The sequence below is a fragment of the Burkholderia sp. 9777_1386 genome (assembly GCF_015712265.1).
Lineage (GTDB): Bacteria > Pseudomonadota > Gammaproteobacteria > Burkholderiales > Burkholderiaceae > Burkholderia > Burkholderia cenocepacia.
The window spans coordinates 1-10,695 of record NZ_JACCQB010000097.1; the positions used below are offsets into that span (position 1 = coordinate 1).

General features: G+C 66.8%; 12 protein-coding genes. 6 read left to right on the forward strand and 6 right to left on the reverse strand.

All coding sequences use genetic code 11. From position 1 onward, the window contains the following. Positions 1–486: 486 nt before the first annotated feature. From H0X91_RS34165 to H0X91_RS34180, 4 genes are all read right to left on the reverse strand, one after another. Complete coding sequence (locus tag H0X91_RS34165; protein WP_062885537.1) at positions 487–1,263, reverse strand: glucose 1-dehydrogenase; 777 nt, start codon at positions 1,261–1,263, stop codon at positions 487–489. 89 nt (positions 1,264–1,352) lie between these two features. After that, positions 1,353–2,108 carry an SDR family NAD(P)-dependent oxidoreductase gene (locus H0X91_RS34170; RefSeq protein ID WP_006483036.1) on the reverse strand — a complete coding sequence of 252 codons (756 nt, stop codon included), beginning with the start codon at positions 2,106–2,108 and terminating at the stop codon, positions 1,353–1,355. Positions 2,109–2,118: 10 nt separating this feature from the next. Further along, positions 2,119–2,985, reverse strand: coding sequence for an SDR family NAD(P)-dependent oxidoreductase (locus H0X91_RS34175; RefSeq protein ID WP_059722758.1), 867 nt, complete (start codon positions 2,983–2,985; stop codon positions 2,119–2,121). 26 nt (positions 2,986–3,011) lie between these two features. Next, entirely contained in the window at positions 3,012–3,512 is a 501-nt protein-coding gene (locus H0X91_RS34180) for a nuclear transport factor 2 family protein (RefSeq protein ID WP_006483068.1), read from the reverse strand. A 212-nt stretch (positions 3,513–3,724) separates the two neighbouring features. Between H0X91_RS34180 and H0X91_RS34185 the strand changes: the two genes are divergently transcribed. Then, complete coding sequence (locus tag H0X91_RS34185; RefSeq protein ID WP_006494806.1) at positions 3,725–4,237, forward strand: nuclear transport factor 2 family protein; 513 nt, start codon at positions 3,725–3,727, stop codon at positions 4,235–4,237. A 52-nt stretch (positions 4,238–4,289) separates the two neighbouring features. Continuing rightward, positions 4,290–5,006, forward strand: coding sequence for an EthD domain-containing protein (locus H0X91_RS34190; RefSeq protein WP_196433783.1), 717 nt, complete (start codon positions 4,290–4,292; stop codon positions 5,004–5,006). Positions 5,007–5,078: 72 nt separating this feature from the next. Here H0X91_RS34190 and H0X91_RS34195 read toward each other — a convergent pair whose 3' ends face one another. Beyond that, entirely contained in the window at positions 5,079–6,662 is a 1,584-nt protein-coding gene (locus tag H0X91_RS34195; RefSeq protein WP_196433784.1) for an isocitrate lyase, read from the reverse strand. A 406-nt stretch (positions 6,663–7,068) separates the two neighbouring features. Between H0X91_RS34195 and H0X91_RS34200 the strand changes: the two genes are divergently transcribed. From H0X91_RS34200 to H0X91_RS34215, 4 genes are all read left to right on the forward strand, one after another. After that, complete coding sequence (locus tag H0X91_RS34200) at positions 7,069–7,590, forward strand: YbaK/prolyl-tRNA synthetase associated domain-containing protein (RefSeq protein ID WP_196433785.1); 522 nt, start codon at positions 7,069–7,071, stop codon at positions 7,588–7,590. Then, complete coding sequence (locus H0X91_RS34205) at positions 7,587–8,225, forward strand: helix-turn-helix transcriptional regulator (protein ID WP_048988232.1); 639 nt, start codon at positions 7,587–7,589, stop codon at positions 8,223–8,225. Before H0X91_RS34200 ends, H0X91_RS34205 begins: the two co-directional genes overlap by 4 nt. 65 nt (positions 8,226–8,290) lie before the next feature. Further along, entirely contained in the window at positions 8,291–9,265 is a 975-nt protein-coding gene (locus H0X91_RS34210; RefSeq protein WP_059722753.1) for a threo-3-hydroxy-L-aspartate ammonia-lyase, read from the forward strand. A 117-nt stretch (positions 9,266–9,382) separates the two neighbouring features. Further along, on the forward strand, positions 9,383–9,631 hold the full coding sequence (locus H0X91_RS34215) for a hypothetical protein (RefSeq protein WP_059722751.1): 249 nt from the start codon (positions 9,383–9,385) through the stop codon (positions 9,629–9,631). A 23-nt stretch (positions 9,632–9,654) separates the two neighbouring features. On the opposite strand, the gene H0X91_RS34220 is transcribed toward H0X91_RS34215, so the two are convergent. Beyond that, a complete protein-coding gene (locus H0X91_RS34220; protein WP_006483043.1) occupies positions 9,655–10,479 on the reverse strand; it encodes an SDR family NAD(P)-dependent oxidoreductase in 825 nt (274 codons plus the stop codon). Positions 10,480–10,695 lie beyond the last annotated feature (216 nt).

The following is a 10,695-nucleotide window of genomic DNA, read 5'->3' on the forward strand; positions in this document are numbered from 1 at the left end:
GGGCGGGCCCGCGAGATGGGGAATGCGTGCGGAGCGCAGGAGGATGCGGCGCGCAGGACGGGACGCGCGAGCGGAGCGCGCGTCGATGCCGCGATGCGTGCGAGAGAAGGTGAAGTCTCGTTAGAGGGTGCGAACGCGAGTTTCGCCATGCAAGCAACCTGCCATACAACTCCATGCCGGCCAGCATACCATCGCCGTTATTGGGCGGGCGTTGCGTTGCAACAAGAAACAACTGTGACGGCGCGCCGGCATGCGCGTTGCAGACAGGTCCTTTTTACAGGCGTGGTCGCGCGGGCTTTGGGGACGAAACGGCCGCGACGGCCGCCCCGCAAGGGTTTCGCACGAGCGGCAATTTCACCCTGCCGCTCGCGCGTACTCGCGACGCAAACGCGCGCCGCGCGAATTCGCGTTTTCGCTACTCAGGCAAACCCTGAATTAGGTTGCGTACACAAACATCCTGTTTGAATGCCCGCCACACGTCCCCGCTCAAAACGGTGCGCCAGGCAATCCGGGGTAATACGCGCCCGCCGCCATCCCGCCGTCGACGGCCAGTTCCGCACCGTTGCAGTACGACGCTTCGTCGCTCGCGAGGAACAGCGTCGCGCGCGCGATCTCGTCGGGCAAGCCGACGCGCTGCAGCGGCACGTTCGCATAGTGCCGGTTGATTTCCTCGAGCGGCGCGCCGGTCGGGTTCGACATCGCGGTGTTCACGCCGCCCGGATGGACGGAATTCACGCGCACACCCTGGTGACCGAGCTCGAGCGCGGCGACCTTCGTCAACCCACGCACCCCCCATTTGCTCGACACGTACGCGGCCAGCGCATTCACGCCGCGCAGCCCGTCCACCGACGAGATGTTGACGATCGATCCGCTCTGCTGCGCGATCATGCGCGGCGCGATCGTGCGGATGCCGACGAACGTGCCGACCAGATTGATCGACACCGCCCGCTCGAAATCGCGTTTCGACAGCTCGGTGATGCCGCCGAACGCCAGCACGGCCGCGTTGTTGACGAGCACGTCGATGCGGCCGAACTGCTCGACGGCCGCCTCGGCCACGCGCGCCCAGCTCGCTTCGTCGGCCACGTCGAGCCGCACGAAGCGCGCCGCGTCGCCGAGTTCGCGCGCGAGCGCTTCGCCTTCCGCGTCGAGCACGTCGCCGATCACCACGCGAGCGCCCTCTTCGACGAACAGCCTGCACGTCGCGGCGCCCATGCCGCGCGCGCCGCCCGTGACGATCGCTACCTTGCCTGCCAGTCGACCCATGTCGTCCTCTCTCGATTCCGGTTTGCCGGCAGCGCTGCGCACGCATGCGCGCGGCTGCCGAATTGATGATGGGCACACGCCGTGCGACGTCAGCCCCAGTACGCCTGTCCGCCGTCGAGCGGCAGCGTCGCGCCCGTCAGATACGCGGCGTCGCGACTCGCGAGAAACACGATCGCGCGCCCGATGTCCTGCTCGCAATCGCCGACGCGGCCGAGCGGGATCGTGCGGAAGAACGCGGCCGCTTCCTGTGGATGCGCATCGATCCAGCCTTTCAGGCCCGGCGACAACGCATGCGGCGCGACCGCGTTCACGCGGATGCCGTCCGCGCCCCATTCACATGCGGCAGCGCGCGTCAGCGCACGAATCGCCTCCTTGGTCGCTGCATACGCGCCGTAACCGGACGCATCCCAGCGCACCGCGGCCGACGACGCGAAGTTGACGATCACGCCGTCGCCCTTCAGATGCGGATGGCACGCGCGCATCATCCGCAGCGTCGCGATCGGCCCCGATTCGAGTCCCGCCAGAAAATCCGCGTCGCTCACGTCGAGCAGGCGGCCGAGCGGCACGACCTGCGCGTTGTTGATCAGGATCTGCACGCCGCCGCACCGCTCGACGACGGCCTCGACGCACCGCGCGATCTGCGCGGCGTCCATCACGTCGCAAACGAACGCGTCGGCCAGGCCGCCGCGCGCACGGATCGCTTCGCACGTCGCGAGCAGCTTGTCGCGCGTGCGGCCGACCACCGCGACGTGCGCGCCTTCGGCGGCGAGCGCATGCGCGACGCCCTGGCCGACGCCCTGCCCCGCGCCCGTGACGAGCGCGACCTTGCCGTTCAGGATGCCCATGCGTGCTCCTTTAGGCGACGATCGCCGGATGGGCCTGCACCGGCCCGCCGAGCAGTTCGCGGTACGACGGCGGCTGCTTGCCGTCGAGATCGGCGATGCCGTATTGCAACGCGGCTTCCGCACCGACGAGCACCTGCCCCGACAGCGCCATGCGCCGCGGATCGTCGTGGATCGCATGAATCACGCGGCCCGTGAATTCCGGGCTTTCGGCGACGAGCGAAAACTCCTTGTACAGATCCGGATGTTCCTCCCATACGCGCGTCGTGCGCTCGGTGCGCAGCGGCCCCATCCAGATCGACACGGCCGCGACGTCGAAGGGCTTCAGGTCGACGGCCATGTCCTTCGCGAACTTGTCGACGCCGCTCTTCTGCGCGCCATACGCCGCGCCGTGCATGTAGCAGCTCGCGCCGAACGACGACGTGAACGCGATCAGCCCGCTGCGGCGCTTCGCCATCAGCGGCGCCGCGTGCCAGCTCGCGACGTACGCGGAGCGCAGCCCGACGTCGAGGATGTTCACCAGATCGAGCGATTTCTCCCAGAACGGGCCGGGTAGGATCAATTGATCGTGCAGGTAGGTCGCGTTGTTGACGAGGATGTCGAGCCGCCCGCCGTCGCGCTCGACACGTTCGAACAGCGCCTTCACCTGTGCGTCGTCCGCGTGGTCGCAGGCCACCGCGATCCCGCGGCCGCCGAGCGCGTCGATCTCGCGTGCGGTCTCGTGAATCGTGCCGGGCAGCGGCGCATCGCCTTCGCGCTGCGAGCGGCCCGTCACGTAGACGGTCATGCCGGCCGCGCCGAGCGCCCGCGCGATACCCTTGCCGGCACCGCGCGATGCGCCCGTCACGACGGCAACCGGCGCATCGTGGTTCTGTGTCATGTTCGATGTCTCCTGTGGAAGGTTCATCACGCAGCCGGCGGCTGCGCACCGGCGAACAGCACGCCCGGCGCGTCGCCTTCGTAGCGGGCCGACAGCGTCGACGTGACCACGCAGCGCGTGGCCGCGATCTTCCATTCGCCGTCGACCTTGCGATACACGTCGTCGTAGGTCGCGCCGAGCTGCGTGAGCGTGCGCGCGTGCGTGTCGATCATCTGGTAATGCAGGCCCCACGTGCCGCGCGCCTGCGTGTCGTCGATCACGGTGATGTCGGGATTCACGCCGTGATGCATTTCAACGATGTGCGGATGGCAGCCAAGCCGCTCGAATACGTCGACGAGCGCGTCGCGCGTGTCGAACGTGCCGATCCGGCCGTAATCGATCTGCACGGGGCCGGCCACGAAGCAGTCGCGCATGCCCTGCGGATCCTTGCGGTCGCAGCACGTGAAGTAGCGCGCCTTCAGCCGGCGGATCGCATCGGCGTCCTCGAGCCTGCGCACGCGCGTTTCCAGCGATTCGATGAGGGTCATCCCGTCTCCTTGTTCGGTGCCGGCGCGGTTCGAAGGCCGCGTCGATGCCACGTTACCGCCGCGCGCTGCGCCGGCCATCACCCGTTCGGATGAAACCGGCGCTTCGTCGAAGCAGCGCCGCGCGCATGCGCACGCGGCTTTCGTCCGAACAGACGATGTGATGCAGGCGGCCTCGTCCCTACCATCGAACGACACCACCACGAGACACGCCGATGGACGACACGACCCGCACGCTCCACGAATACGAGCAGATCCGTCAGTTGAAGTACCGGTATTTCCGCGCGGTCGACACGCACGACTGGACGCTGCTCGCGGCGTGCCTGACTGAGGATTGCGAGGCGCGGCTGTATGGCGGCCGGTATGCGTACGACGGCCGTGACGCCTTCGTGTCGAGCCTGCGCGAACTGATCGGCAAGCCGACCTTCCTGACGATGCATCACGGCCATCACCCGGAGCTCACGCTGGTGTCGGCCGAGCACGCATGCGGCATCTGGTTTCTCGAGGATCACGCGATCAACCTCGACGACGACTACCTGCTGCACGGCACCGCGTTCTACGACGACCAGTACGTGAAGCGCGACGGCGTATGGCGCATTCATGCGACGCGCCACGAGCGGTTGTTCGAAACCGTCACGTCGCCGATTCCACCGTCGTTCACGCTGACCGCGAACCGCTTCGCCCCCGGTGCGCATCGAGCGGCCGGATCGACCGAAACCGCTTCCTGAACCGCGGCGGCCACGCCGCCGCTCCCGTCATTCCCTTCCCGGAGCCGGAACCATGGAGAAAGTCATTTACGTGTTGTGGCGCGATGCACAGGTCGCGCCCGATCAGTGGAGCCGCGGCGTACGCGCGCAGCTCGCCGACCGGCTGCTGTCGCTCGGCGCGCACGGCGTGCAGGTGAACGTCGCCGATGCCGACGTCGCGCCCGCCGCCGGCCTGAAGCAGACCAACACGCAGCCGGGCATCGACGGGATCGTCGCGGTATGGGTCGACAGCGCGAACGCAATGTTCCGCCAGCCGTTCGACGACGCGGTGCGCGCCGTGGTCCCGCACATGGCCGCGTATCTCGTCACCGAGTCGCAGCCGATTCCGAACACGCGCTTCCCCGCGCGGCCCGGCGAGCGTACGACCGGTTTCTCGCAGCTCGCATTCCTGAAGCGCCCGCCGCGCCTCACGCACGAAGCGTGGCTCGACGTGTGGCACGGCCATCACACGCGTGTCGCGATCGATACGCAGGACAATTTCCTGTACGTGCAGAACGTCGTCGTGCGTGCGCTCACGCATGCGGCGCCCGGCTACGACGCGATCGTCGGGGAATGCTTCCCGGCCGCCGCGATGACCGATCCGCACGCGTTTTTCGATGCGGTCGGCGACGAGGAGAAGTTCCAGCGCAACGTGGCCGAGATGATGGACAGTTGCGGGCGCTTCATCGATTTCGACAAGATCGACGTGGTGCCGACGAGCCAGTACGTCGTGAAGGCCGTGCGCGGGTGACGTGCCAGGCTCGGGCAGACAAAAAAAAGCCAGCCCCGCGGGGCTGGCTTCGTGCTTCGGGTCGAACGACGATCAGAACTGGTTCATCGTGTTGTCCTTGCCCGCGGCCTTCAGCGCCGCTTCGCCGCTGAAGTATTCCTTGTGATCGTCACCGATGTCCGAACCGGACATGTTCTGGTGCTTCACGCAGGCGATGCCCTGACGGATTTCCTTGCGCTGCACGCCGGCCACGTAGCCGAGCATGCCCTGGTCGCCGAAGTATTCCTTGGCCAGGTTGTCGGTCGACAGCGCGGCCGTGTGGTACGTCGGCAGCGTGATCAGGTGATGGAAGATGCCTGCTTCACGCGATGCATCGGCCTGGAACGTACGGATCTTCTCGTCGGCCAGTTGCGCCAGTTCGGTCTCGTCGTATTCCACGCTCATCAGCTGCGCGCGGTCGTAAGCCGACACGTCCTTGCCCGCTGCCTTCATCGCGTCGTACGCCTGCTGACGGAAGTTCAGCGTCCAGTTGAACGACGGGCTGTTGTTGTACACCAGCTTCGCGTTCGGGATCACCTTGCGGATCTCGCTGACCATGCCGCCGATCTGTGCGATATGCGGTTTTTCGGTTTCGATCCACAGCAGGTCGGCGCCGTTCTGCAGCGACGTGATGCAGTCGAGCACGCAACGCGCTTCGCCCGTGCCGGCGCGGAACTGGAACAGGTTGCTCGGCAGGCGCTTCGGACGCAGCAGCTTGCCGTCGCGCTTGATGACGACGTCACCGTTGCCCAGCTGGTCGGCCGACAGTTCCTCGCAATCGAGGAACGAGTTGTATTGATCGCCCAGGTCGCCCGGCTGGTTCGTCACGGCGATCTGCTTGGTCAGGCCGGCGCCCAGCGAATCGGTACGCGCGACGATGATGCCGTCGTCCACGCCCAGCTCCAGGAATGCGTAGCGGATCGCGCGGATCTTCGCGAGGAAGTCCTCGTGCGGCACCGTGACCTTGCCGTCCTGGTGGCCGCACTGCTTCTCGTCCGACACCTGGTTTTCGATCTGGATGCAGCACGCGCCCGCTTCGATGAACTGCTTGGCCAGCAGGTAGGTCGCTTCCGCGTTGCCGAAGCCGGCGTCGATGTCGGCGATGATCGGCACGACGTGCGTGACGTGGTTGTCGATCTTTTGCTGGATCGCGGCCTTGGCGGCCGCGTCCTTCGCGGCATCCAGTTCGCGGAACAGGCCGCCCAGCTCACGGGCGTCGGCCTGGCGCAGGAACGTGTACAGCTCGCGGATCAGCGCGCTGACCGAAGTCTTTTCGTGCATCGACTGGTCCGGCAGCGGGCCGAACTCCGAGCGCAGCGCGGCGACCATCCAGCCCGACAGATACAGGTAGCGGCGTTCGGTGCTGTTGAAGTGCTTCTTGATGGAGATCATCTTCTGCTGGCCGATGAAACCGTGCCAGCAACCCAGCGACTGCGTGTACTTGGACGGATCGGCATCGTACGCGGCCATGTCGGCGCGCATGATCTTCGCCGTGTACTTCGCGATGTCCAGGCCGGTCTTGAACTTGTTCTGGGCACGCATGCGGGCGGCATATTCGGGGCGGATGGCATTCCACGCGCTGCCGTGGTTTTCCTTCAAACCAGCCACTGCCTTGATGTCGTCTTGATATTGGGACATGTCTATCTCCTGGGAACGAAGCGCATTTGAGTAAAGGGTTCAGCGTGCCCGCCGCGTGTGACGAAGCGAACTGCATGGACTCAATAGTAATCCCGTCCAGCGAAATTTCGGTCAAGTCTTATATAAGACATAAGATATAAATTTCTGTTGTTTTTCAATGAGATAGCCAGGCGTTTTTGCGATGCAAAACACGGTTTCAAGCGGCGGTAAAACGCGGCGACAGGAATCCGGCGCGTATCCCGCAATATGAAACGCCCTTTCGGCTGCTGAAGAACGACATGCCTGGGCCGCGGTCGGGCAACGACGAGCGCGCCCCCCTTTGTCACAGCCATGACAAAACGTCTATACTTGGACAATTCTTTGATCCGCGCGCATCGGCGCGCCGGCCCGCCTGCTCCGGAGCACCATGAACGACTCGCCCGTTTTCGACACGCTGTGCGAACTGCTGAATACCGCCGGCGCGCGTTTCCGCGTGCTCGAGCATCCGGCGGAAGGCAAATCCGACGCGATCGCCGCGCTGCGCGGCACCCGTCCCGAACAGGGCGCGAAGGCGATGCTCTGCACGTTCAAGGATGGCGGCGCCGCCACCGCGCTCGCGGTGATTCCCGGCCACCTGAAAATCGACTTCCGCAAGGTCGCCGATGCGCTCGGCCGGCGCAAGGCGACGCTCGCGTCGCCCGACGTCGCGGCCGCCGTCACGCGCTGCGTGATGGGCGCCGTGCCGCCGTTCGCATTCGATTCGAACGTGACGCTCGTCGTCGATCCCGCACTGGTCGAACACAATGACGAGATCGCGTTCAACGCGGGCCGGCTCGACCGCTCGGTCGTGCTCGACGCGGCCGACTACGTCCGGATCGCGCGCCCGCTGCTGGCCGACATCACGCGGCCGGAAACGACGGACACCCCTGCTCCCCAGGACCACGCATGAGCACGAACGACACACCACGGCCGTCGGAACAGGCCTCGCTGATCGAGCAGGTGCAGCGCATCGCCGAAGGGCTCGGCGCGATGTTCGCGCCGTTCACCGAGGTCGTCGTGCACGACCTGCGCACGCCGGAGCACGCGATCCTCGCGATCCACAACAACCTGTCCGGACGCGCGGTCGGCGATCCCGCGACCGAGCTCGGCCTCGCCCGCATCGCCGACGACGATTTCCCGCAGGTGCTCGCGAACTACCCGAACCGCTTCGCCGACGGCCGCACCGCGAAAAGCACGTCGATCGGCATCAAGGATTCGACCGGGCGCTACGTCGCCGCGCTGTGCCTGAATGCCGACGTCACGCTGTTCCGCGGCTTCCAGGGCATGCTGAACCAGTTCTGCCGCACGGACGGCGAAACCGTCGTCGAAACGCTCGACCCGGCCGGCGCGGACGCGATCCGGCAGCGCATCGACGCGTTCGCGACGCGCCTCGCGACGACGCCGCGCGAGCTGAAGACCGACCAGCGCCGCGAGCTGATGCAGACGCTGAAGGCCGACGGCTTCCTCGAAGTGCGCCGCGCGATGGAAATCGTGTCGCAGCATCTCGGCGTCTCGCGCGCCACCGTCTACAACGATGCGAAGTGACGCCGCGCGCCCTGCCGTCCCGTTTCGAATTTCCCGTTGACTGACCTTTTCGACCTCTAGCGACCATGAACTCTCCGACTCTCCCCACGTACGACGACGTTGCCGCCGCCGCGGCCCGGCTCGAAGGCCATGCGCACCGCACGCCGGTGATGACGTCGCGGACGATCGACGACGCGCTCGGCGCGCAGGTGTTCTTCAAGTGCGAGAACCTGCAGCGCATGGGCGCCTTCAAGTTCCGCGGCGCGTTCAATGCACTGTCGCGCTTCAGCGCGGAACAGCGCCGGCACGGCGTCGTCGCGTTCTCGTCGGGCAACCATGCGCAGGCGATCGCGCTGTCGGCGCGCATCCTCGGCATTCCGGCGACGATCGTGATGCCGCGGGACGCACCGACCGCGAAGATGGCCGCGACGCGCGGCTACGGCGGCAACGTCGTGACCTACGACCGCTACACCGAGGATCGCGAGCAGATCGGGCGCGAGCTCGCGGAGAAGCACGGGCTCACGCTGGTTCCGCCCTACGATCACCCGGACGTGATCGCCGGCCAGGGCACCGCGGCCAAGGAACTGTTCGACGAAGTCGGCCCGCTCGACGCGGTATTCACGCCGCTCGGCGGCGGCGGCCTGCTGTCGGGCACCGCGCTCGCCACGCGGGCGCTGTCGCCGCACGCGAAGCTGTACGGCGTCGAGCCCGAAGCCGGCAACGACGCCCAGCAATCGTTTCGGTCCGGCACGATCGTGCACATCGACACGCCGCGCACGATCGCCGATGGCGCGCAGACGCAGCACCTCGGCAACCTGACGTTCCCGATCCTCCGCCGCGACGTCGACGACATCCTGACCGCGACGGACGCGGAACTGGTCGACTGCATGCGCTTCTTCGCCACGCGCATGAAGCTCGTCGTCGAGCCGACCGGCTGCCTGTCGTTCGCCGCCGTGCGACGGATGAAGGATGCGCTGCAGGGCAAGCGCGTCGGCGTGGTGATCAGCGGCGGCAACGTCGATCTCGAGAACTTCTGCGCGCTGGTGTCGGCACCGGCCTGACCGTCGCGGCGCGCATGAAGATCCTGTCATGCGCGCGCCGCCGACCCTTCACGTCGCGTTAAGTTTCGCGCCCTAGACTGATTACGTCGTCCTGAAGTCAGTCGTGAAGGAGTCACCATGAATACGCACGCGATCGTCGCCGCCGCCCTGGCGGCCGCTTCCCTTTCGGCGTTCGCTCAACCGGGCGTGACGTCATCCGGTTTTCCCGCCGCGTCGCCGCCCGCCGCAGTCGCGCAAGCGACGCACCGTTCGCCCGCCGCGTTGCCGCCCGTCGGCTTCGTGTTCGCGAAGATCGATCAGAACAATACGCCGCCCGATCGCGGCGGCGACCCGGGCGGCCGCACGCACGCCGGCACGCATATGTAACGACACGCGCCGGCCGCCGGCATTCAGAACGACGGCAGCGACGGATCGCGGGCGGCGAGGATGTCGTCGGTGCGCCGCTGCAGCGCGCCGTCGAGCGTCTCCGGTTGCGGAATCAGCCAGTAGCGCCCGGCGCGAATACCGTCGAATACCCGCTCGGCGAACGCGTCGGGCGTGAGCCCGTGTGCGTTCAGCATCGTGCGCATCGTGTCGACGAAACCGCGCACCTCGGGCCGGTCGTGCGCGGCGCCGAACGGATCGTTGAAGATGCCCGACAGCACGGGCCCCGGCGCGAGCAGCGACACGCCGACCGGTGCGCCGAGCATCTTCAGTTCGCCGTACAGCGATTCCGTCAGCGCGACCACCGCGAATTTCGTCGCCGAATACGGCGACATCAGCGGGCTCGGCAGGAAGCCGCCGACCGATGCGGTGTTCACGACCCGCGCCGGCGCGTTGCGTTCGAGCATGCGCGGCACGAAACTGCGAATCCCGTTCAGCACGCCGTGCACGTTGATCGCGAAGCTGCGCTCGAAGCGCTCCGGCGTGATTTCCCAACTGAAGCCGGTCGCCATCACGCCCGCGTTGTTGAACAGCAGGTCGACGCCGCCGAAGCGCCGCCATGCGGCTTCGGCCAGCGCGTCGACGGCTTCCGGCCGGCTGACGTCGGTCGGCACGCACAGCACGTCGGTGTCGAGCGTCGCGGCGAACGCGTCGAGTTTCGCCGGATCGAGATCGGCCAGTACGACACGCATGCCGAGCGCGGCCGCGTGGCGCGCCAGCCCGCTGCCGATGCCGCTGGCCGCGCCGGTAATCACGGCGGTGCCGCCGTCGAAGCGAATCGAATCGGTCATGTCGGTCAACGTCCTGTCGGGTCGGATGCGCGGCGCTGCGCGAGCGTGCACTGGCCGGCGAGGAACCGGCTTCGGGTGTCGGTCATGATGTCTCCTTATATCTTCGATTTGCTTCAAACTTCAGTGGTGGCGCGCCGTTTGGCGCGCTGCTTTGCCGGTTGGCGGCTACGGCACAGCTTGTGTCTCCTGCGAGCCGTTAAGCTCGAATCACAGCTC

Bases quoted from the DNA above. Each gene is read 5' to 3' on its own strand.
- H0X91_RS34195 (WP_196433784.1), bottom strand. From the start codon at position 6,662: ATGTCCCAATATCAAGACGACATCAAGGCAGTGGCTGGTTTGAAGGAA.
- H0X91_RS34200 (WP_196433785.1), top strand. From the start codon at position 7,069: ATGAACGACTCGCCCGTTTTCGACACGCTGTGCGAACTGCTGAATACC.
- H0X91_RS34175 (WP_059722758.1), bottom strand. From the start codon at position 2,985: ATGACACAGAACCACGATGCGCCGGTTGCCGTCGTGACGGGCGCATCG.
- H0X91_RS34180 (WP_006483068.1), bottom strand. From the start codon at position 3,512: ATGACCCTCATCGAATCGCTGGAAACGCGCGTGCGCAGGCTCGAGGAC.
- H0X91_RS34210 (WP_059722753.1), top strand. From the start codon at position 8,291: ATGAACTCTCCGACTCTCCCCACGTACGACGACGTTGCCGCCGCCGCG.
- H0X91_RS34215 (WP_059722751.1), top strand. From the start codon at position 9,383: ATGAATACGCACGCGATCGTCGCCGCCGCCCTGGCGGCCGCTTCCCTT.
- H0X91_RS34220 (WP_006483043.1), bottom strand. From the start codon at position 10,479: ATGACCGATTCGATTCGCTTCGACGGCGGCACCGCCGTGATTACCGGC.
- H0X91_RS34185 (WP_006494806.1), top strand. From the start codon at position 3,725: ATGGACGACACGACCCGCACGCTCCACGAATACGAGCAGATCCGTCAG.
- H0X91_RS34165 (WP_062885537.1), bottom strand. From the start codon at position 1,263: ATGGGTCGACTGGCAGGCAAGGTAGCGATCGTCACGGGCGGCGCGCGC.
- H0X91_RS34170 (WP_006483036.1), bottom strand. From the start codon at position 2,108: ATGGGCATCCTGAACGGCAAGGTCGCGCTCGTCACGGGCGCGGGGCAG.
- H0X91_RS34190 (WP_196433783.1), top strand. From the start codon at position 4,290: ATGGAGAAAGTCATTTACGTGTTGTGGCGCGATGCACAGGTCGCGCCC.
- H0X91_RS34205 (WP_048988232.1), top strand. From the start codon at position 7,587: ATGAGCACGAACGACACACCACGGCCGTCGGAACAGGCCTCGCTGATC.